The sequence below is a fragment of the Methylobacterium sp. WL116 genome (assembly GCF_008039455.1).
Classification (GTDB): Bacteria; Pseudomonadota; Alphaproteobacteria; order Rhizobiales; family Beijerinckiaceae; genus Methylobacterium.
In genome coordinates this window covers 1-19,748 of the sequence record NZ_VRUV01000014.1, presented here as the reverse complement: position 1 = coordinate 19,748, position 19,748 = coordinate 1, and the positions used below count along the sequence as shown (strand labels likewise).

Here is a 19,748-nt window from a genome sequence, read left to right as displayed (position 1 = left end):
CGGTGGCGATGCCATGCCTGGGTCATAGCTCCGCAGCTTCATCGACCTACAACAACCACCCGCTACCAGATATGGACGACCTCGCTCGAGCGATTGAATAAATTATAAAGAATATTATCCTTCTATTTATATGTTCAACTTTATGGTGCATAGACAGCATGCCTTATTTGAATTAACTTTTTGAAAATAAGTTACTTGCATAGCTTGTGTCTATTAGCGGCTATAGGTACGCTGCGAGATTGACCAAGCGTGCTTGTCATCACATTTCAGCACACGGACGGGGGATGGCACAAGAAAGATCCGGGGCGGAGAAATCCCTCCCCTTCGATTGCGCGCGATCGCATGACGCTCAAACGACGCAACCTAGTGAACCTATCACAGGACGTGCCCTGCTTCCCACCGGTGAGGAAGTCCCCTGTACCGTCGTGATGCACTCCCCCTTGCGGGGAGAGATCGGCGTCCAGGCCAAACCTACCTCGGGGCAAGTTGTCGTCTGTGTCCTCGACAACGTCGGCATTCTCGTTGGGAAGGTTTTAGAGCCAACTCCCCGAGGGATCATGGTAGATTTCATGATCAAGCAGAGCCACCGGGACAGGTTTGCCGTGCAGCTGGAATCCCACAATGTTCAGGCAGCCCAGATCCGGAAGCTACGTAGTGCGCCCCGACTCGTTCCATTTCACCAGTCCGTCGAAGTTCGTCTCGCCGAGACTGTCGTCTTCGCGGGGACGATCCTCAACATCTCGATATCCGGCGCTAAAATCACGTTGCGCCCCAATCCCGGGCTGTTCGTCGGCGCGCTTGTTCGCATCGGATCGCGCCTCGCCACCGTTGTCCGCGCGATCGAGGGCGGCATCGCCGTCCAGTTCGTCGAGCCATTCCCCGCGGACAACTTCGACGAACGGATACGGCCATGATCGCATCGCGTCTCCGCATCCCATTCGGCCTTTGGATGCCTCGGGTCCTTGCACGCTGCTCGCTACGCACGATCGGTTATGGCCAGCGCCTACGCCTGTCGGCGCTTGCTGTCGGCATCATCATCCCCGCGTTCTTCGGGCACACGCTATGGTCGCATCGGACCCTCGAATTCATCGACGCCGAGCGTGAGGTCGCCAATACCGCCCTCACCCTGAAGCACCACGCTGCCCGCACCATCGAGATCACCGACGAACGTCTGCAGATTGTCACCTCCCTCGTCGCACTCCATGCTCGTGACCTGGGATCCGAGGCGATGCACATCGCCTTGCGCAACCAGCTTGCCCGGTCGCACGACCTTGGCAACATCGTCGTCACCGACCGCGATGGCCGCGCGGTGGCCGAGGCCGCCGTCTTCCCAGTCCGCCCCCTCAACATGCACGAGCGGGACTATTTCCAGAAACTGCGTGGACAGATCGATGACAGTTTGGCCATCGGTCGTCCGATCATCGGAAGCTTGAGCGGTAAGCCCATGCTGCCGATCGCCCGTCGCCTGGTCGGGCCGGACGGCGCATTCATCGGCATGGTTCAGGCCATGCTCGATATCGCATCGTTCCAGGCCGTCTACGACGCCGTCGACAACGAACCTGGCGCGATCCTCAGCCTATGGCGTGCCGACGGCACTCTGCTCGCACGCTCGCCGCATGCCGCGGAGACGATCGGCCGAAACTTCGCCGCCTCGGACAACTACCGCCACCATGCGGCTACAGGTGATACCAAACCGTTTTGGGCGACCGGCCTCACCAGCGGGAACGAGCGTGTCATCGCGCACGGTTTCGTGGAGGGCTACCCGCTCTACGTTGCAGCCTCACTGTCGAAAGATGAGGTCCTTACCCCATGGCGCCGCCTGGCCCTGACCCAGGGGATCTTGGGCGGCGGGCTCGTACTGGTCCTTGTCAGCACCCTCCTCCTTCTAGCTCGCGAGACCGAACGGCGTCAGGTCGCCAACACACGGATACGGCTGCTCGCCGACAACGCCACTGATATTCTTGTCATTGGTGATCTCGATCTACGGCCTGATTACATTTCGCCTGCGGTTCAAACTATCCTAGGCTACGAGCCAGAAGATTTGCTTGGCCGTGGAATGATCGATATTATTCACCCTGAAGATCGTATGATCGTGGCAGCGCATTGGGTGCAGACCAAAGCTGGTGAGAACCCCGGACCATGCAGCGTACGCCACCTCCACAAGGATGGGCAATTCGTTTGGATGGAGGCTTCAGTCAGCTTCGTAACCGATCCGAAGAATGGTCGGGCGACAGGTGCCATCGTGACGCTACGCGACGTCACCATTCGTCGCAAAGCTGAGGAGCAAATGCGGCACATGGCGCTGCACGATGCGCTGACCGGCCTGCCGAACCGCACCCTGCTCCACGACCGTCTCAACCAAGCTATTGCCTACGCAGACCGCACCCAGAGCACCTTCGCTGTTATGGCCTGCGACCTCGACCGGTTCAAGGCGATCAACGACAGTCTCGGCCACCCGGCGGGCGACGCCCTGCTCCGCGTCGTGGCCGAGCGGATGCAGGCGGTCCTGCGGTCCTACGACACCGTCGCTCGGCTAGGGGGCGACGAGTTCGCGATCGTGCTTCCGCATCTTGCCGAGCCGTGTTCAGCCAATGCCATCGCCAACCGTCTGATCGCGGCGGTGAGCGAGCCGATCGACCTGGATGGACACAAGGTCGAGATCGGCGTCAGCATCGGGTTTACGGTCTGTACCGGCGGTGACGTTGGTGCCGACGAGTTGTTCAAGCGCGCCGACATCGCACTTTACGAGGCCAAGGCGGCGGGGCGAAGCACCTCTCGTGAGTTCTGTGCCGAAGCGGGCGCCCGCATCGCCACACACGGCCAACTTGGTCTCGACATGAAGGAGGCGATCCGGCGCGGGGAGTTCCGACTCGTCTACCAACCGGTCGTGCAAGCTGACACAGGGACCGTCGTCGCCTTCGAGGCGCTGATGCGCTGGCGCCATCCGGTTCGTGGTGAGATCTCACCCGCCGTCTTCATCCCCGTAGCCGAGGAGACCGGACTGATCGTGCCGCTCGGCGTCTGGGCGTTGCAGGAAGCCTGTCGTGAGGCGATGCATTGGCCTGCGCACGTTCGCGTCGCCGTCAACGTCTCGGCCGTGCAGCTGCGGCGTGAGGGTTTGGAGACGGCGGTGTTGGCCGCTTTGGCCGCCAGTGGGCTATCGCCCAATCGGCTCAAGCTGGAGGTGACCGAGAGCGTGCTGATGCAGGATGCCGACGCGGCTCTGGCTTGCCTACACCGGCTCCGTGGTTTGGGCGTCCTCATCGCCCTCGACGACTTCGGCACCGGCTACTCGTCCCTGAGCTACCTGCGCCGCTTCCCGTTCGACAGGTTGAAGATCGACCGCGCCTTCATCCGTGACATCGCCGACCCGGATGCGGCTGCGATCGTGCGGGCGGTGGTTAGCCTTGGTGAGCGCCTTGGCATGGGTATCGTTGCCGAGGGTGTGGAGACCGCCGAGCAGCTCGACTTGGTCCGCCAGGAGGGGTGCCACGAGGTACAGGGCTTCCTGTTCAGCAGACCGCTCCCTGCCGACGAGGCTCTGGCGTATCTGCAGCTGCCGAGTGCGTTGGTGGCGGCATGAGCGGCTTGGGTGACGACGCGACGGTCGTTCGATCGACCAAAAACGCTGCAGCCATCGACCTTTCGATCCTATTGGGCCGCGTGATGGTCGAGGGCGGACCCGAATACCCCTGCCGAGCGCAGATCGACGACCTCGACGCGATCGCGATCCAGACGCAAGCGCCGGGTCGCCCGCGTGATGTCGCGGTATGCTACCTCGACAAGATCGGAGCCTTGCCGGGTCGGATTGGCATAACGGATGCGGAAGGGTTCACCCTTCATCCGACACTCAGTGCTGAACGCCGAGCACGCATCACCGTACGGTTGGCGTGGCATACGTCCCGAGCGGCATGGACAGCCGAACAACGGGCAGCACTGCGGATCGTACCCGAGTACCGCGACGTGATCGTGAGCTTGCCCGAGGAGCGCAGCCTTCAAGGATTGATCCTCGACGTATCGAGGACTGGGGCAAAAATCCAATTGCCGTTTGCCACCACTACGGCAGTCGGAACGTCCGTGACGGTGGGGAAGCGCTATGCAAGCGTGGTACGCGTCGAGGATGCGATAATCGCCGTGAAGTTTCGGCTGCCGTTCAGCGAGGGCACGTTCAATACGAGTATCCGGCTCTAGCTTGGAAGGGGCCTGCGTCTTCAGTCGCAAGGCCAGCGCCATACTCGACTGAAGTTGTAGATTGCAGGCGGCAGCACAAAAGCGAGAGCATCACATATCCTTGCGCGACCCTTTCTTGCTCAGGGTGATCCACGGGGACCCCGAAGGCGCGAAAGATGTTCATTCTCAGCCTGATGTGCCTCGTCTCGGGAGCGACGCTCGCTGGTGTTGCCCCAGACCGACCCATGAGACAGGCGACGTTCGAGAGCATGGACAGATGCCTGATCGTTGGTAGCCTGTGTCTGCTCGGCGTCGGGCTAGCGTGATTCCGTTAAAGGTAGTTCACCGTCGTGGGCTGACCAGATGCCCAAGCCGGTTGGCCGCCTTCTAAGGCACTGGTCGACTCCACCGTCGTGAAGGCGCACCGCTAGGGTGCTGGAGCAAGCTGGCGTACCATCTCGCGCTCATGGCAGGCTTCCGTCCACACCCCAAGCGGCATATGTCCCTATGCCTGATGCCGCTGCACCGTGATCCGCCTATGCCTCATGGTGAAAGCGTAAAAGTTTTACACCCTGTCTCAAGAGGTATACATCTACAGCTGTAGACTGATGCAACCTCTAGGAGGTGGGCATGGACAATCCAGTAGATGCTGTTCGTCTGGCGAAGCTGTCTGCGATGGCCACCAGCCTCGGCATTCCCATCGAGAGCTTTTTCACAGATACTGAAGCGGCTGAGTGCCTCTCCGGCGCGCGTGAGTGCGCCGAGCTTTGGGGCCGGATCAAAACCGCAGAAGGGCGCTGCCGTGCGTTAGCATACCTACGCGAACTCGTGGACGAGCCTCGCTCATGACGCGTTGATCGTTCGGACTACCGCGCTTCCGGGTGGTCGCTCCCCTCGATCAGTCGGGCGTACTCGGTTTCGGCCAGGCCGTAGCCGTCTCCCGCCAAGTCGAGCAGGCGCTCGCGGTCGATGATCTGGACGCGGCCCCGGCGCTTAGCCACAAGGCCGTCTTTCTCCAGCGTCCGCATCGCCATCGTAACACCGGGCCGTTCGACGCCCAGCATCAGCGACATGAACTCCTGCGTAACCGTGATCTCGTCGCCTTCGCCCCGATCATGGCACATCAGCAGCCAACGAGCGAGCCGGGTTGGCGTACCACCGCGGGCGTTCGCGAACGCGGTCTGCGCGGTCTGGATGATTTGAGTCTGGATATAGCGGTGCAGGAGACCGCGTAGGGTGGGACGCAGCGCCACTTCCGCGCGTAGGTCCGACACGTCAATCGCCAGTACGTGCCCAGCCGCTTGCACGAAATGGGTGTAAGGGCTGCGGTCGTCGTCAAGAAGGACTGGGGCGGCACCAACCAGGGCCTCGCGGCCGTGCAACCCGATCTCGACGCGACCGCTGGGCGCATCGGAGGTGACGGAGACGATGCCTGCCTCCACGAAGTGGACGGTCGCGATCTGTGTGTTGGATGAGATGAGTACCCGCCGGAGAGGTATCGCTTCGGGGTGCAGCGCAGGCACTAAGGCAGCGAAGTCCTCCGGCGGCAGCGCGCGAAGGAGGCGGTTGCGTACGCCAGCTTGCCGAAGATTTGCCACGCGTGCTCTCGCGCTAGGGGCAAGAGCACACGCTGTCCCTCAATCGTCAGCGCCCTGAAACGAGCCGACCACGAACATATCTGGTGATTGCGAGACAGAAAACAATGAGCAAAAACTGGACTGCTGCATTTATTGATTGATACCTAACATACATATGTCATGTTTTTACTTATCGCGCTTGGTCTCGTTCCCTGTCGTGGAACATAACAAGCCATCCGCGTTGTTTTAACGCTTCTCCGACCGCAGCACTTCGCGAGCGAACGCAAATACCACGTCGCGCCCCTTCGGCGATTTGATCGCCAGCCACGTCTGCATCAGCAGTGAAGCGTCCTTAGGATGGCCTGCGGTGGGCTGCTCGAAGAAAGAGGCTGGGGAACAGTCGAGTGCCTTTGCGATCCGGGCAAGCGTGCCACGATCACCCGTATGTAGAGCCAACCTCAGCCCGTCCGGCGTCGGCATGTCCATGGCACTTCCTTGCGCGGATCACCAGTCGGTTCGACCAGTGATACACCCTAGCATTGCAATGCAGATTGTAAAATAGTAAATAATAGACAATACTAGAGATAACCGCAAGATATGTAAATATTTTACATTAGATCCCTCTAGATAGAAGGTGAGAATCAATGATCGACTTAGTTGGTCTGAACACAATTGCAGATGCGGTCCTGGCTGCACATGCGGATATAGAGAAGTTTGGTACAGATGAAATGAAGATTATAAGTCGAACGCTTCTTTTCACAGTCGGTAAGGAGATTGCACAGCGCAGCAAACTTACTGATGAAACGCAGGATCTCCACTACGAGGAACCTGAACGGCCTTGAGAATGGTTCGAAGCACAAGAACAATTCGGCGGCCTTATAATGCACTTGGCCCGAAAGCGTTCGTTGTGAGTTTGAAGTCGAGCCGGAACAGAGCTTCACCAGCTTGGTTCGTGACCTCCATCAGCCACGGCCTCCCATCGCGTTGCTTATCCGTATCAGCTTCGAGCAAGGCCCCAGCTAATAGCATAGCCTGCCGACGCGCTGCACTGATGTCGGCAAGGAACATGCCCTCGCGGTCCAGGGTGCTAGCGCCGTCATGAACGTTGAAATGGTAGTGAGGCATCCAGCTCACCGCATCAATAGGCGGGAGCAGGACACGCCCTCAGCCATCAGCGCCCAAACGTGTCAGCTGACGATGAATGAGAAAGCGGGTGATCTGTTGAACTGTTCCACGAATTAAGAACGTCAAGGGATGGACAACGAACCTTGGCAACTGCGGGCGCAGACCGCTGGCTTAGGGCAAAAGACCTTGGCCCGGCTGCTCGGGCGGCCGGTCAACACGATTTCGCGTCAGATCCGCGAACTGCACGGAGAAGTGCCACAACATCTCGTTGCCGTGATCGTGATGTGGGAGCGTCTGTCGGAGGCCGAGCGAAAGGCCTGGATCCACGACACGGAACAGGAGATGCGCCGCGAACGCCGGAAGCGGCTTGAGACCGATCAGCGGTGATTCTCCATCTTGAAAACGGCCAGCAGTTCCCGGTCGGCCGGCGTGATCTGACCATGCACGTCCACACGATCTACCGCGATCCCCAGAACGCCTACGGGCGGGCGCTGACGGCGTAGCCTTCGCGGCACGTCTGCTTTCAGCATGGAAATCGAAGGCGACTCCACCCTTCCCGGACATCTATCCTATCATTTCGTGTGTCGGGTATCGAACCGTTTTCCTGACGAATTGGGTCGCGTACATATCTGCGGCCGTAAACGGCCGTTATCTTGTCAGGAAACGCTGCCTGATTGTCTTCCGTCGCAATATCCCGTCCCCGCAAACCATCGATCAAATGGTCTTTTGCCCAATAATCTTGAGAGCGTCGGCTCTGAACTGACCCTTGGGATCGACGTGTCGGTAGAGGGTTTGGCGGGTGATGCCGAGCTCAACGCAGAGGTCGGCGACCTTGGTCTCGGGCTGCCCCATTGCGGCTTGCGCCAGTCGCAGCTTGGCCGGGGTCATCTTTGGTTTGCGCCCGCCATTGCGGCCTCTGGCGCGCGCTGAGGCAAGGCCGGCCTTGGTGCGCTCGATAATCAACTCGCGCTCAAATTCCGCCAACGCTGCGAAGATCCCAAACACCAGCCGGCCATTGGCGGTGGTGGTGTCGATGTTGGCCCCCTGGCCTGTGAGCACCTTGAGCCCGACCCCACGCTTGGTCAGATCGTGGACGGTGTTGACGAGGTGGCGCAGGTCGCGGCCGAGGCGGTCGAGTTTCCAGATCGCGAGGGTGTCGCCCTCACGAAGCGCCTTGAGGCAGGCGTCGAGCCCAGGGCGAATGTCGCGTTTGCCGGAGGCATGATCCTCGTAGAAGCGCTCGGGTACGACGCCGGCGGCGAGGAGAGCGTCGCGCTGCAGGTCGGTCGTCTGCGAGCCGTCGGCCTTGGACACGCGCATGTAGCCGAGCAGCATGGGGTGGTGATCCTGTGCGGGCGTGACGGGCCACGCGTCGTGAGGCGGTATGACAATCAAGGGTCCGAGAGCCGCCGATCTGCGGTGCTCCCCCGTTCGTGCCTGTCACGCAAACGAGCGATTGCGTGACAGACATGCGCGAAACGCTCGATTCCCCCAAGATGTGTATCACAAGGCGTCACATCATCTAAGATCCATCAACGCACACGTAGCTTGAATATGTGACGTTTCAGCGCTCGGTTTGTGGAGGCCGCGACCAACTAGCTCGTAACGACCCATTTTACCGCGCGGCACTGAGGACATGGCCTAGACGTAAACCATCAGCGCAGCCGGAATTTATCGCTCACCACATCATCGCAGTTGGCAAACTATGATGACGTAGGTATGATTCTCAAAATCGGTACGGATAGGCGACGAGGCCATGGCATCGCAGGCGGTCAAAATCATTGATGGTGGCAAGCTGATCATTCCAGCTGCCTTCCGGCGCAAGCTCGGTATCGATACCGGGGATACCGTTGTGCTTGAACTGGGTGAGGATGGGCTCCACGTCCGATCGCTCACGTCCGCAGTTCGCTTGGCCCAGGAGATCGTACGCGAGTTCGTACCCAACGAGGTCAATCTTGCCGACGAGCTTGTGGCGGAACGGCGGAGCGAGGCTGAGCGTGAGTGAGCTCTTCGTTCTCGACGCTTCAGCCCTGCTGTGCCTTCTCAAGGGGGAACATGGTGCGGAGCGGGTGATCGCGAGCTTGCCGCGGGCGTGGGTCAGTGCGGTCAATCTCTCCGAGGTCTACGCCAAGCTCGCGGATGCCGGCGGTGCGGAAGTGCGTATCGCCCAGGCGGTCGGTGGCTTGCACCTCCGGGTTGAGCCATTCGACGACACGCAAGCGCGTGCGGCGGGTATACTGCGGCCGATGACCAAGAACCTTGGACTGTCGCTCGGCGACCGTGCCTGTCTTGCACTCGCTCGGCAGCGGGGAGCGACAGCCTTGACCACCGATCGTGCCTGGACCGAGCTACCCGACACGCTTGGTATCGCGGTCGAGCTCATTCGCTGACAGTTTGGGCTGAGGATTGATCGAGCGATGCCGATCCGCCGGGAGCACCGCTTCTTCTACTCGATCGATTGGCCGCAGCTCTCGGCCACGATCCGCTTCGGGCGGGCAGGTGGTGCTTGTGAGGGCTGCGGCCGGCCGCACGGGCAGACCGTCTACCATCTCGGTGATGGGCGCTGGTGGGACGCCGGCATTGGCGCCTGGCGCGATGGGCAGGGCCGTCCGCTGCGCAGCCTCCCAACCATCGAGGATCTCGGCCTCATCCGTACGACGCGGGTCGTGCTGGCCGCGGCACACCGCGATCACGACACCGCCAACAACCTCGACCGTAACCTCGTGGCCTTCTGCCAACGCTGCCACATCAACCACGACCGCCCGGAGCATAAACGCCGACGCTGGCGCACCTTGTTCCGCCGTCGGGCGATGGGGGATCTGTTCCGTGGGCCCTACCCGACCGCGAACAGGTCGAGCTGAAGAGCCGATCCCTGCCGCCTGCCCCGTCGGCCACCCCGTGGAAGCGGCTTGATTGCCGGCAGGGCTCCAGTCCCCCTGGCATGCAGTACGGCGCCGATGATCCGACAGCCGTCGCCTGGGTGATACACGTAGGCACGGCAGCCATCGGCGTGCAGGATCTCCTGGACCACCGCCTCGTCATCGGGACGGGCCTGCAGGGCTTTCAGCAGACACATCAGCCCCAGCGAGGCGACATTCGAGAAGTAGAACTCGCGCTGATACCCGGTCCAAACCTGGCGCTGTGCGCCGACGCTAGTTCGGGCGAACGGATTGTGGGGCGCAAACACCGTACCCGCATCCAGGACGAAGGCCGCGATCGCATCGCGGTCAGCGATATGCAGCGCGGTCCGGATTGATGCGGCGAGCTGGCGCTGAGCGATAGGCACGCGATATTGTCCTCATACCGTCACGAAGTGAGATCGGCCCGAGCCACTACAGAGGCATGATCGATCTTGGTTCGGCGTGTTTCGTGAAAAAGAAGGCTCAAAGATCCAAAAAGCGTCCCGATCGAGCTGGTTTGGCTATGTCCTTGCGAAACAAATCGTTTTACGAATTGACGCCATGCCACAGGTTGCAGGCGTACCCGTTTCCGGGTTCGAACTTCGGGTCCTGCGTCGTCCCCGTGATGGTAGCGGGCGTATCGAGACGCAGCGCATCCACATCGAGGCGGGTTCGGGAGATCAGGCGATCGCTCAAGGGAGGTTTCTCGCCGAGGCGATCCTCGAGGGCTGGACCGGTGTGGCCATGCTTACCAACGAAGCTGGGGCTTTGGTCTGGTCAATGCGCAGGGACATGCCGCCGCCTGCAGCGCCGGGCATGATTTGATCGCAGCCCACCGGCTTCAGGTCGGTGTGATGAAGGCCGGAGAGATGCTGGCTCGGCACCGAGGCCCGCTCGATGCGCAGTGTCCACAGACGCCAGGGCGTTTCCAGCGGCAAAAAATCGGCCTCGTCGAGCACGTGCTCGGCGTGGTTGCCATGCCGGACCACCATGCGGAACGCGACCTCACTTGGCGGCCCGATCAGCACGACCGTCAGGGTGTTGAAGCCGTCGTGCAGCCACGACGTAACGTCGTGATGGAAGCCATCCTCCGTCGGATCGTGCCCCTCCAGCGCAGGCTGGGTCACCGCGAAAGTGTTGAGGCTGACCATAGCGCGGCTCCCCGCGCCCCACAGCGTGAGGCGCAGCCGCTCCCCGGCTCGAATGTGCATGCTGTGCCCCGTTTCAAGGGCCAAACTGACTGCTTCGCGGGTTTTCCACAACGGGAACAGGGCGTGAACGGCAACGCTTCGTTAACCTTGTGGCCGGCACGCTGAAGCGCCCCTAGCCCGACGATCCGCCAGGCGATCCGGCAACCGTTAAACCGTAACGCGGTCGGGCCCGGCCTCCCGTGTCGCCCGCATCGGTAAGTGGCGCACGCCGCCGGTCTGCGCGTCACCCGACTGCCCCTTGGCGAACCGCCCCTTACCAGCCGCCCCCGCCTCGGCCACGAGGGACGGGAATTCGGTGAGGCGGTGGGTCGAATCGATCTCCAGGATCGTGGCATCGGGCACCGCCTCGGCGAGGCCGCAGGTGACCGTGCTCTTGCCGACGCCGGCGGTTTCCTGGGCGACGAGGAGGATGCGGGGCATGGGGTTTAGTCCTACTTGAACAGGTGGGCGTGCCGGTCGGTCTGCATCCGGCGGATCTCGGCCTCGCTCGGAGGGCCTTCCGCGGCCAGCTCCGGGGAACGCGACCGCAGCTCGGGAGCGAGACGGCTCACGCAATCGTCCCGCGGCAGGGTCGAGGATAGGGTGGGTCGGAGGCCGACACGCGTCGGTGCCGGTTCGGTATGTACCCCCAAGGACCGCATCAACCCGTGCCCAGCGGGTGGCCTCGCGCGCAAGCCGGCGCGCGGCCTGCCAGCGCACGCTAGAGATCACGCCGGTGAGGTCGCGTCCGTCGGCGGGGCGGAACCCTTGCGCGGTCAGCCTAGTCGCGGGCAGACCGCCGGGCGGGAGCTGGAGGGTGCGTACGTCCGCCGCCGCGGTCTCGCCTTCGAGGCGGCGCAGATCGAAGCGGGGACCCTTGGCCATGGTGCCGACGTAGACCGGGCCGGGTTGTGGACGGTTGCAGCGGACCACTCGAATGCGGACCTGCGCGGTAAGCTCGCGTTAGGACATGGCTGCCAGCGGCAAGAAAACGGTCGGGCACGGCCCATTGGCTGAGCACCGGATCCCCGGTCCGGCGCGACCGGCAAAAATCAGCCCATATCACCCGATGAATCTACCGCCCCCTTCTTCCTCGGATGGTGTGAGGTCTGAAGCTACTTCAGACTGCGCGTCGGGTCGTCCCTCGGATGTCGATCGACTTGGCTCCGGTTTGCCTGCCATTCCTGTTGGGACTTTGCCGGCCTTGCTCCGAGCATATCGGACGATCTGCACGTGTCGCACCCGCATCGTGCGCGTCGCCGAGCGCCTTTATGCTCCGGACTATGGCTGAGCTGTTGCCGGCATCACAGTTTCTTGCATTCGGTAGACGGCGCGGCTGGTGCGCCTATGTCCGTGCGTTGAGACAGGTCGTATGCTGGGCATATCGGACGGTTGTCGCGCCGCTGACCACCCCATGTTGGCATCGTTATCGCGGGGATCATCAAGCGTTCGATCGTCGGCCTGGAGTTGGCGATCGCCCCACGTTTGGCCAATCTAAGTAGTCACGTTACAATAGCTTTTCGGACTTATGGCCATAAACGGCTCACCGAAGGTGCGTGATGTGTGCTGACAACCAGAGCCCGCATCCGCCGGCCAGACGCGGCACGGCCGGGAACGCAAGCCGTCCACTCAGCCCGGGATGACCTACGACGAGAAAGAAGGGGACGGCGGAGCCACAATCCACCGGCCAAACCATCTCACAAAGCTCGCCATGAGCCCGGTACCAGCATCCCGATACGGGGAAGACAGCGGATCCGGCACGTTCGACCCAAGCGGCTCTCAAGTCCGGCGACGATCACCGTACACATCCGGGCTCAAGTCGGAACCACAGTCGAGGGAGCCCGGGACCGACGTGCATCAAGACCCCAGCTGACCTGATGGCGACTCCGGTACCATTGCCAAGGACGTGCTATTCGAGCTCAACCCGACGGGTGAGCAGGCCATGAACCGGCGTTTGCGGTGACTGGTTCCACCGCGGCGCCGACAGCACGACAGCAGGCGCTCGTAGGCCGGTGTACAGAAAACGGTCGGATACCCGACACGCAACCCGATAGGATGAATGTCCGAGTAGGGTGGTTTTGCGAAGGTCTGCTTTTGAGCATGATGCTGGGCGAAGCGGACACCTTGGATGCGCGCGTTTCCAACCAGCACATAGCTTGTGCCCCCGTCTCGCGCACAAGCTGATCAGTGGACTAAAATCAAAAAACAAGCGCCCCGAAGGGCGCTCGCTTGTCTTGTAGCCGAACCGCGAGACCCTCAGTTCGCCCGAACGACCTCGACGAGGTTGTCCGAGAACGAGGGCGCGTGGCCCATGTCGCTGAAGGCGCCCGACGAGATGCTGTTGACCGTGCCCTCGTTGAGCTGGCGCCAGTAGCCCAGCGTCGCGACCACGATGCCGGCCGTCACGTCGTCGGTGATGCGGGCTACGCCCTTGAAGGCGCCGCGGTCGTTGGCGACCTGCACCTTGTCGCCGTCGCGAATGCCGCGGGCGTCGGCGTCGGCCTGGCTGATCAGTACGAACTGCTCGCCCTGGCCCTTCTGCTTGTCCTCCATGTTGGCGTAGCAGGAGTTCAGGAAGTAGTGGCTCTTGGGCGAGACGATGTTGAGCGGGAAGCGCCTGGCCAGCTCCGGGTCGTTGGCGTGGGATTCCCGCGGGCCGAGGTAGTCGGGCAGGGGATCGAGCGCCTCGCCGGGCTGGAAGCCCTCGTACATCTGCCGGAACGGCGGCGCGACGAAGTTCGTGGCGCCCTCCACCTTCAGCATGCACTTGCCGGTCGGCGTCGGGAAGTTGCCCTCCCGGTGCGGCGCCCGGTCGTCCGGCGTGCCGACCTTCAGGCGGGCGAAGCCGTGCTCGCGCATGTAGGCGAGGTCGATGCCCTCGCAGGCCGGCGACGACCAGTCGACGTAGTGCTCGAGGCACTCGCTGTCCGACCACGTGAAGTTCTCCTCCGCGTAGCCGAGCCGGGCCGCGAGCCGGCGGAAGATCTCGTTGTTCGGGATCGCCTCGCCGGGCGCGTCCGCGCACTTGGTGTTGTAGGTCAGGTAGAGGTGGCCCCAGGACAGGATCATGTCCTCCATCTCCGCGCCCATCGTGGCGGGCAGCAGGATGTCGGCGTAGGACGCCGTGTCGGAGATGAAGTGCTCGGCCGAGACCATGAACAGGTCCTCGCGCATCAGCCCTTCGACGATCTTGTCGGTCTCGGGCGCCTGCGTGACGGGGTTCGAGTTCCAGCACATCATCGACAGGATCGGCGGGTCGAGCTTCAGCTCGCCGGTGAGCGCGCGCCCGATCTGCAGGTTCGACACGACGCGGGTCCCCTCCGGGATCAGGTCGGGCCGGCACATCACGTCGAACTTGTAGGGATGCTCCCACACGCCGAACTGGGTGACGCCGCCGCCGACGTGATGCCACGCGCCGGTCAGCGCCGGGATGCAGGTGACGGCGCGGATGGTCTGGCCGCCGCCGTAATGCCGCTCCAGCGCCACGCCCATGCGGATGCCGACCGGCTGCTCGGTCGCCATCTCGCGGGCGAGCGTGCGGATGTCCTCGGCCGGGACGCCGGTGATCGCGGCGGCCCATTCCGGCGTGCGGGGCGCGGCCCGCTCCTTCAGCTCCGCGAAGCCGACCGTGTGGTTGTCGACGTAGTCCTGGTCGACGAGGCCCTGCGCGATGATCGAGTTGATCAGCGCCATGGCGAGCGCGCCGTCGGTGCCGGGCTTCGGGGCGATGTGCCAGTCGGCCGCCTTGGCGGTGCGCGAGGCGTAGGTGTCGATGACGACGACCTTGGCGCCCTTCTTCTGGGCGTCCTTGACGATGGCCCAGTGGTGCAGGTTCGTCGAGACCGAGTTGCAGGCCCAGATCACGATGTACTTGGAGTGGATGTAGCTGTCCGGGTCGAGGCCGGCGGTCGGGCCGACGGTGAGCAGCCACGCGGTGCAGGAGCCCTCGCCGCAGAAGGTGCGCTCGGTCACGGTGGCGCCCATGCGGTTGAAGAAGGCGTCGCCGCCGTTCAAGCCGTGCACGAGGCCCTGGTTGCCGAGGTAGCTGTAGGGCGCGATCGCCTCGGGGCCGTGCTGGTCGATGATCGCCTTCCAGCGCGTGACGATGGTGTCGAGCGCCTCGTCCCAGGTGATGCGCGCGAACTGCTTCGCGCCCTTCGGGCCGACGCGCTTCATCGGGTAGAGCAGCCGGTCGGGATGGTAGTGGCGCTTCTCGTAGTCCTTCAGCTTCACGCAGAGGCCGCCGCGGGTCATCGGATGGTCCGGGTTGCCCCGCACGCCGAGCAGCTCCCCGTCCTTCACCTCGAACAGCATCGAGCAGGTGTCCGGGCAATCGTGCGGGCAGCCGCCGAAGAAGGTCTCGGTCAGGCTCTCGGCCTCCGCGACGATCAGGGAGTCCGGCTTGACGATTTCGTTCATGTTTCCTCCACCGTCGGGCGTCCGGCCTTCTTGGCGTTCCGGATGGCGTGCCCGATTCACGCCTAAGGTGCACGAAACTGCAAACCATTCCAAATTCCGGGCGGGCGGAAGGGCCGGATCCGGTGCGATCCCTGGCACCGGCCGTTTCGTCGCGGCCGCGCCGAGCCCGCGTGCCGGCCGGCCACGGTTCCGATGTCGGCTCGGGTCGTACGGCTCCGGGAGGCCGCCGCCGATGAAGGGCGCCCGGTGGACCTGACGCGCGCGCGCAGGTCCACCGGAAGCGGACGTCGCCGTCGCGCCCGCGCACGACCCATGGCAAGGCCGGACGGTCCGCTTCCGGGCCGCGCATGGAGCGACGACTTGGGAACGCGGGACTTGTACTTGCGTCTGCTCGATGGATGCGAAAGCCGACCTGCCCCGCATGCTGACGTTCGGTCCTCCCGATCGCCCTCGAACGCAATCGTCGGATTGCCACATCTATAAATTGCGTGCACGTTCCGATCTGCCGCACGGAAGTCGTCCATGTGCGGGCATGGGACGGAAACCGGAGCGCCGATGATAGACCGCTCACGAGCAGATCGGTGCCTTGAGGTGGCCCGTGAGCTGCGCGCCATGGCCGAGGAGACGCGGCGGACGCTCCAGGCCTCGCGCGCGCTCGTCCTACGCTCCCGGGAGCAGACCGCTGCGGGGCCTCTCGCATCCTGCATGGACGACGCCCCCGGCCCGTCGAACCAATTGGTGGCGTCCCTCATCGAGGCCTACGAGGCCGCGGAAGACGACCCCGACACCCAGACCCGCCTGCTCCTCGGTCACGTGCTCCATCATGTCGGGCGTCGCATCGCCGGCGTGATGGGACCGCGCGTGGCCGGGATCGCCGTGCATTGATCGCCGCGGCGCGGGGATCAGCGGACGGTCATGATGAACGGTGACGACCTGCAGGACGACGACCCCGGTGCGCTGGTCCGCATCGCCCGGTCGCTGGGCGTTCCGGTGGCGACCTTCCTGACCGCCGACCCGGCTCGGGCACCGGACACCGAAACCGCCGTGGCGGGCCTGGATCATCTCCCCGAAGTGGTGGCGCTGCTGCGGCTGTTCGTGCGGCTGAAGAGCCCCGAGGCCCGGGCCCGCTGCCTCGCCTACGTCGTGCAGGAGGCCACGCACGACAGCTGATCCGCACGGCCGTCCTCGACATCGGGCGAGAACGCAGGATGCTGGGACCCGACGAACGGCATTGCATCGATCCGAAGGCTCAGAACATCGTGATGGACCACGACCACTTTCCGATCGTCGGCATCGGCGCGTCCGCGGGCGGCATCGAAGCGATGCAGGGCTTCTTCCGCGGGGTGCCGGAGACGCTCGGGGCAGCCTTCGTCATCGTCACGCATCTCAGCCGGGACCACAAGAGCCTGCTCCCGGACGTCCTGGCCCGGTTCACGCCGCTGGAGGTCGAGACCGCCACCGACGGCGCGCCGGTCCGACCGGGCCGCATCTACGTCATGCCGGGCGGTTTCGTCATGGGCATCGTGGACGGCCGGCTGACGTTGAGGCCGCTCGAGCCGAAGGTCCGCGAGACCAAGCCGGTCGACATCTTCCTGACGGCCCTGGCCCTCGACCAGGGCGAGCGCGCGGTCGGCGTGATCCTGTCCGGCGGCGACGGGGACGGCGCCATCGGCATCAAGGCGATCAAGGAGCACGGCGGCCTGACCTTGGCCCAGACCCTGGACGGCTTCGGGCCCGAGACCCCCGACATGCCGCTCAGCTCGCTGCGGACCGGCTTCGTCGATTTCGGCGAGCCGGCCGAACGGATGGGCGACCGGATCGCCGCGCACAGCACCGCCGCGCGGGAGGCCCAGGCCGACCCGGCCGCGCAGGAGCTCGACGCCGAGCTGCTTGCTGAGATCTTCGTCATCCTCCGCTCGCAGGTCGGGCACGACTTCTCGGGCTACAAGCCCAACACCTTCGTGCGTCGCATGCAGCGGCGCATCGGCGTGGTCGGGGCGGCCGGGCCGCACAACTACGTCAGGCTGCTGCGGGCCGACCCGGCGGAAGTCGGGGCGCTGTTCCGGGATCTGCTGATCGGCGTGACGAACTTCTTCCGCGACGCCGCCGCCTTCGAGGCGCTCGCCGCCCACGTCATCCCGAAGCTTCTCGATGCGCGCGCGGCGACCGAGATCGTGCGGGTCTGGGTGCCGGCCTGCTCGACCGGCGAGGAGGTCTACTCCCTGGCCATCCTCCTGCGCGAGCACATGCTCACCCTGGCGGATCCGCCGCGCGTGCAGATCTTCGCCACCGACATCGACGAGCGCTCGCTCACGGTCGCCCGGACCGGCCTCTACCCGAGGACCTACCTGTCCGCCGTCTCGCCCGAGCGGGTCGCGCAGCACTTCGTCGTCGAGGGCGACAGCGCGGTGGTCAAGAAGGCCGTGCGCGACCTGTGCACCTTCGCCCCGCACAGCGTGTTGCGCGACCCGCCGTTCTCGCGCCTCGATCTCGTCTCGTGCCGAAACCTGCTGATCTACCTCGGCGTCGATGCCCAGCAGCAGCTGATGCCGGTGCTGCACTACGCCCTGCGCCCGCGCGGCTACCTGTTCATCGGCATGGCCGAGAACGTGACGCGCTTCGAGGACCTGTTCGAGACGATCGACAAGCGGCACCGCATCTTCCAGGCGCGGGACGCGATCCCGCCGGCCCGGCTGCCGCCGATGTCCGGGCCGGACACGGCGGTCTTCGTGGGGACCGGCCATCCGCACCGGCGCAACGTGAAGACGCACGCGGCCCTGCGGCACACGGTCGAGACGCTGATGCTGTCCGAGTTCACGCCCCCCCACGCGGTCGTGACGCGGACGGGCGAGGCCGTGCATTACTCGTCGCGGATCGGCGATCATCTGGAGGTCGTGCCTGGCCAGCCGACCCGGGAGCTGGCCGCGATGGCGCGCAAGGGCCTGCGGCTGGATCTCCGGACGGCCCTGCGCGAGGCGATCGAGGGCAACACCCGGGTCGTGCGCGACAGCATCGGCGTCGAGCTTCCGGACGGGCGCCTGCAGACGATCACCCTGGTCGTCAAGCCGCTCCACACGCCGAGCGAGACGGAGCCGCTGTTCCTGGTGGTGTTCGACGAGGCCGCCGCCCCCGTCGAGAAGGAGCGGCGGCAGGCTCTGGAAGCCGACGATCGGGACGCGGCGATCCACGGCCTGGAGCGCGAGCTGAGCAGCACGCGCGAGCGGCTCCAATCCGTGATCGAGGAGTACGAGACCTCCCTCGAGGAGCTCAAATCCTCGAACGAGGAGCTGTACTCCGTCAACGAGGAGATGCAGGCCGCCAACGAGGAGCTCGAGGCCGCGAAGGAGGAGACGCAGTCTCTGAACGAAGAGCTTCAGACGATGAACGTCGAGCTGACGTCGAAGATCGAGGCGATCGATCAGCTGAGCGACGACCAGGCCACGCTGTTCGAGGGCATGAACGTCGCCAGCGTGCTCCTCACGCCGGATCTCCACATCCGCATGTTCACCCGTGCCGCGGCGCAGATCTTCGGCTTGCAGCCGAGCGACGTCGGCCGGTCCCTGCGCAACTTCTCGGCGCCGATCGCCCTGACGTGGCTGTCGGACGAGATCCCGACGGTGCTGGCGACGCGCCGGCCCTCCGAGCGGACGATCGAGGGCGCGGACGGCGCCCGCTACCACGTCCGGTTGATGGCCTCGTCCCGGAAGGGCAGCCGGGCGCCCGGCATCGTCGCGAACTTCACGAATCTGCGCGAGCCGGGGTGACCGACCGTCTTGCCCTGCGCGCCCGCGACCCTTGCCCTGCGCGCCCGGGACCTCGGCGACGCCCGCACCGGTGCCCGTGCGCGGGCACCGGCCGTCGGCACGGCTTTGCGGAGCATGGCGCCTTCCGGCTCATGAGCGCGCGGATCGCGGCGCCGGCCCAGGCCAATGGTCGAACGGCAGCTTTTCGGCCGCTCGCCACCCCCAGGCGACCCCCGGAAACCGAGCCGCAGAGCGAAGACCCTCGCGCCGAGGCTTCCTCAGCCCTTCGGGCGGTCCAGCTGCGCGATCAGCGCTTCGAGGCGCTCGCTCACCGGGGCGGAGAGGGTGTCGGCGTAGAGGTTGCGCAGGTTTTGGCCGAGGTGGCGGCGCACGCTCGGGTTCAGCGGCGGCTGGGTCTGGGGCGTCTCGCCCGGCCGGGACGTCTGCGGCTTCGCCATGACCACCGGACCCTCACGCCATTCCGACATCCCGGCAGAATGGCAAAGCTTGGTTAAGGCCTCGTCACCGGCAGGCCGCAGATGTCGCGGAATCGGAACCGTGCGCGGCGGGGGATTGTTGGCCGGTTGAGATCCCGTCGATTCCCCGATCCAGAACCCCGGACCC

22 protein-coding genes are annotated in these 19,748 nt (G+C 64.3%); 12 read left to right on the top strand and 10 right to left on the bottom strand.

The annotated features are described in order from the left end of the window. Positions 1-569: 569 nt before the first annotated feature. From FV223_RS30030 to FV223_RS02870, 3 genes are read left to right on the top strand one after another with little or no spacing between them, the layout of a single operon-like run. Positions 570-914, top strand: a complete 345-nt coding sequence (locus FV223_RS30030) for a PilZ domain-containing protein (protein ID WP_187274937.1) — start codon at positions 570-572, stop codon at positions 912-914. Beyond that, on the top strand, positions 911-3,583 hold the full coding sequence (locus FV223_RS02875) for an EAL domain-containing protein (RefSeq protein ID WP_147725376.1): 2,673 nt from the start codon (positions 911-913) through the stop codon (positions 3,581-3,583). The genes FV223_RS30030 and FV223_RS02875 overlap by 4 nt, the downstream gene beginning before the upstream one ends. Then, positions 3,580-4,191 carry a pilus assembly protein PilZ gene (locus tag FV223_RS02870; protein WP_147725375.1) on the top strand — a complete coding sequence of 204 codons (612 nt, stop codon included), beginning with the start codon at positions 3,580-3,582 and terminating at the stop codon, positions 4,189-4,191. The genes FV223_RS02875 and FV223_RS02870 overlap by 4 nt, the downstream gene beginning before the upstream one ends. Before the next feature lie 845 nt (positions 4,192-5,036). On the opposite strand, the gene FV223_RS02865 is transcribed toward FV223_RS02870, so the two are convergent. Beyond that, on the bottom strand, positions 5,037-5,768 hold the full coding sequence (locus tag FV223_RS02865) for a Crp/Fnr family transcriptional regulator (RefSeq protein WP_147725374.1): 732 nt from the start codon (positions 5,766-5,768) through the stop codon (positions 5,037-5,039). A gap of 225 nt (positions 5,769-5,993) precedes the next feature. Next, on the bottom strand, positions 5,994-6,233 hold the full coding sequence (locus FV223_RS02860) for a hypothetical protein (protein ID WP_147725373.1): 240 nt from the start codon (positions 6,231-6,233) through the stop codon (positions 5,994-5,996). Between the two features lie 158 nt (positions 6,234-6,391). Here FV223_RS02860 and FV223_RS02855 point away from each other — a divergent pair, with 158 nt between their 5' ends. After that, positions 6,392-6,589 carry a hypothetical protein gene (locus FV223_RS02855; protein ID WP_147725372.1) on the top strand — a complete coding sequence of 66 codons (198 nt, stop codon included), beginning with the start codon at positions 6,392-6,394 and terminating at the stop codon, positions 6,587-6,589. 34 nt (positions 6,590-6,623) lie between these two features. Here the strand turns inward: FV223_RS02855 and FV223_RS31210 are convergent, their stop codons facing one another. Next, complete coding sequence (locus FV223_RS31210) at positions 6,624-6,872, bottom strand: hypothetical protein (RefSeq protein ID WP_147725371.1); 249 nt, start codon at positions 6,870-6,872, stop codon at positions 6,624-6,626. Between the two features lie 129 nt (positions 6,873-7,001). Here FV223_RS31210 and FV223_RS02845 point away from each other — a divergent pair, with 129 nt between their 5' ends. After that, a complete protein-coding gene (locus tag FV223_RS02845) occupies positions 7,002-7,259 on the top strand; it encodes a hypothetical protein (RefSeq protein WP_147725370.1) in 258 nt (85 codons plus the stop codon). Then, positions 7,256-7,375, top strand: a complete 120-nt coding sequence (locus FV223_RS31460) for a DUF3500 domain-containing protein (RefSeq protein WP_246686690.1) — start codon at positions 7,256-7,258, stop codon at positions 7,373-7,375. The genes FV223_RS02845 and FV223_RS31460 overlap by 4 nt, the downstream gene beginning before the upstream one ends. A gap of 211 nt (positions 7,376-7,586) precedes the next feature. On the opposite strand, the gene FV223_RS02840 is transcribed toward FV223_RS31460, so the two are convergent. Then, a complete protein-coding gene (locus FV223_RS02840; RefSeq protein ID WP_147725369.1) occupies positions 7,587-8,207 on the bottom strand; it encodes a recombinase family protein in 621 nt (206 codons plus the stop codon). A gap of 421 nt (positions 8,208-8,628) precedes the next feature. On the opposite strand from FV223_RS02840, the gene FV223_RS02835 reads away from it, so the two are divergent. From FV223_RS02835 to FV223_RS02825, 3 genes are read left to right on the top strand one after another with little or no spacing between them, the layout of a single operon-like run. Continuing rightward, entirely contained in the window at positions 8,629-8,877 is a 249-nt protein-coding gene (locus FV223_RS02835; RefSeq protein WP_147725368.1) for an AbrB/MazE/SpoVT family DNA-binding domain-containing protein, read from the top strand. Then, on the top strand, positions 8,870-9,262 hold the full coding sequence (locus FV223_RS02830; RefSeq protein WP_147725367.1) for a type II toxin-antitoxin system VapC family toxin: 393 nt from the start codon (positions 8,870-8,872) through the stop codon (positions 9,260-9,262). The genes FV223_RS02835 and FV223_RS02830 overlap by 8 nt, the downstream gene beginning before the upstream one ends. 27 nt (positions 9,263-9,289) lie before the next feature. Then, complete coding sequence (locus tag FV223_RS02825) at positions 9,290-9,733, top strand: hypothetical protein (protein ID WP_147725366.1); 444 nt, start codon at positions 9,290-9,292, stop codon at positions 9,731-9,733. On the opposite strand, the gene FV223_RS02820 is transcribed toward FV223_RS02825, so the two are convergent. The 5 genes from FV223_RS02820 to FV223_RS02805 all read right to left on the bottom strand — a co-directional run bounded on the left by FV223_RS02820 (position 9,706) and on the right by FV223_RS02805 (position 15,381). Further along, entirely contained in the window at positions 9,706-10,158 is a 453-nt protein-coding gene (locus tag FV223_RS02820; protein WP_147725365.1) for a hypothetical protein, read from the bottom strand. The two genes, FV223_RS02825 and FV223_RS02820, sit on opposite strands and share 28 nt — an antisense overlap. Before the next feature lie 160 nt (positions 10,159-10,318). Further along, entirely contained in the window at positions 10,319-10,468 is a 150-nt protein-coding gene (locus FV223_RS31205; RefSeq protein WP_187275003.1) for a hypothetical protein, read from the bottom strand. Continuing rightward, positions 10,465-10,923 carry a hypothetical protein gene (locus FV223_RS30025; RefSeq protein WP_187275002.1) on the bottom strand — a complete coding sequence of 153 codons (459 nt, stop codon included), beginning with the start codon at positions 10,921-10,923 and terminating at the stop codon, positions 10,465-10,467. The genes FV223_RS31205 and FV223_RS30025 overlap by 4 nt, the downstream gene beginning before the upstream one ends. Positions 10,924-11,130: 207 nt before the next feature. Next, complete coding sequence (locus FV223_RS02810) at positions 11,131-11,403, bottom strand: hypothetical protein (protein ID WP_246687975.1); 273 nt, start codon at positions 11,401-11,403, stop codon at positions 11,131-11,133. Positions 11,404-13,218: 1,815 nt separating this feature from the next. Continuing rightward, entirely contained in the window at positions 13,219-15,381 is a 2,163-nt protein-coding gene (locus tag FV223_RS02805; RefSeq protein ID WP_147725364.1) for a molybdopterin oxidoreductase family protein, read from the bottom strand. Positions 15,382-15,972: 591 nt separating this feature from the next. On the opposite strand from FV223_RS02805, the gene FV223_RS02800 reads away from it, so the two are divergent. From FV223_RS02800 to FV223_RS02790, 3 genes are read left to right on the top strand one after another with little or no spacing between them, the layout of a single operon-like run. Beyond that, positions 15,973-16,266: a hypothetical protein gene (locus tag FV223_RS02800; protein WP_147725363.1), complete on the top strand. Its 294-nt coding sequence runs from the start codon at positions 15,973-15,975 to the stop codon at positions 16,264-16,266. Positions 16,267-16,296: 30 nt separating this feature from the next. Continuing rightward, entirely contained in the window at positions 16,297-16,551 is a 255-nt protein-coding gene (locus FV223_RS02795) for a hypothetical protein (RefSeq protein ID WP_243933075.1), read from the top strand. 38 nt (positions 16,552-16,589) lie between these two features. Then, positions 16,590-19,145 (top strand): CheR family methyltransferase, encoded by a 2,556-nt coding sequence (locus FV223_RS02790; RefSeq protein ID WP_147725362.1) that lies wholly within the window; start codon positions 16,590-16,592, stop codon positions 19,143-19,145. 257 nt (positions 19,146-19,402) lie between these two features. On the opposite strand, the gene FV223_RS02785 is transcribed toward FV223_RS02790, so the two are convergent. Beyond that, positions 19,403-19,582 carry a NepR family anti-sigma factor gene (locus FV223_RS02785; RefSeq protein WP_147725361.1) on the bottom strand — a complete coding sequence of 60 codons (180 nt, stop codon included), beginning with the start codon at positions 19,580-19,582 and terminating at the stop codon, positions 19,403-19,405. Positions 19,583-19,748 lie beyond the last annotated feature (166 nt).

Coding starts and splice junctions, on each gene's coding strand:
- FV223_RS02790 (WP_147725362.1), top strand. CDS start 16,590: ATGCTGGGACCCGACGAACGGCATTGCATCGATCCGAAGGCTCAGAAC.
- FV223_RS02840 (WP_147725369.1), bottom strand. CDS start 8,207: ATGCTGCTCGGCTACATGCGCGTGTCCAAGGCCGACGGCTCGCAGACG.
- FV223_RS02855 (WP_147725372.1), top strand. CDS start 6,392: ATGATCGACTTAGTTGGTCTGAACACAATTGCAGATGCGGTCCTGGCT.
- FV223_RS02825 (WP_147725366.1), top strand. CDS start 9,290: ATGCCGATCCGCCGGGAGCACCGCTTCTTCTACTCGATCGATTGGCCG.
- FV223_RS02875 (WP_147725376.1), top strand. CDS start 911: ATGATCGCATCGCGTCTCCGCATCCCATTCGGCCTTTGGATGCCTCGG.
- FV223_RS30025 (WP_187275002.1), bottom strand. CDS start 10,923: ATGGTCAGCCTCAACACTTTCGCGGTGACCCAGCCTGCGCTGGAGGGG.
- FV223_RS31210 (WP_147725371.1), bottom strand. CDS start 6,872: ATGCCTCACTACCATTTCAACGTTCATGACGGCGCTAGCACCCTGGAC.
- FV223_RS02785 (WP_147725361.1), bottom strand. CDS start 19,582: ATGGCGAAGCCGCAGACGTCCCGGCCGGGCGAGACGCCCCAGACCCAG.
- FV223_RS02805 (WP_147725364.1), bottom strand. CDS start 15,381: ATGAACGAAATCGTCAAGCCGGACTCCCTGATCGTCGCGGAGGCCGAG.
- FV223_RS02810 (WP_246687975.1), bottom strand. CDS start 11,403: ATGCCCCGCATCCTCCTCGTCGCCCAGGAAACCGCCGGCGTCGGCAAG.
- FV223_RS02860 (WP_147725373.1), bottom strand. CDS start 6,233: ATGGACATGCCGACGCCGGACGGGCTGAGGTTGGCTCTACATACGGGT.
- FV223_RS30030 (WP_187274937.1), top strand. CDS start 570: ATGATCAAGCAGAGCCACCGGGACAGGTTTGCCGTGCAGCTGGAATCC.
- FV223_RS02795 (WP_243933075.1), top strand. CDS start 16,297: ATGATGAACGGTGACGACCTGCAGGACGACGACCCCGGTGCGCTGGTC.
- FV223_RS02845 (WP_147725370.1), top strand. CDS start 7,002: ATGGACAACGAACCTTGGCAACTGCGGGCGCAGACCGCTGGCTTAGGG.
- FV223_RS02835 (WP_147725368.1), top strand. CDS start 8,629: ATGGCATCGCAGGCGGTCAAAATCATTGATGGTGGCAAGCTGATCATT.
- FV223_RS02870 (WP_147725375.1), top strand. CDS start 3,580: ATGAGCGGCTTGGGTGACGACGCGACGGTCGTTCGATCGACCAAAAAC.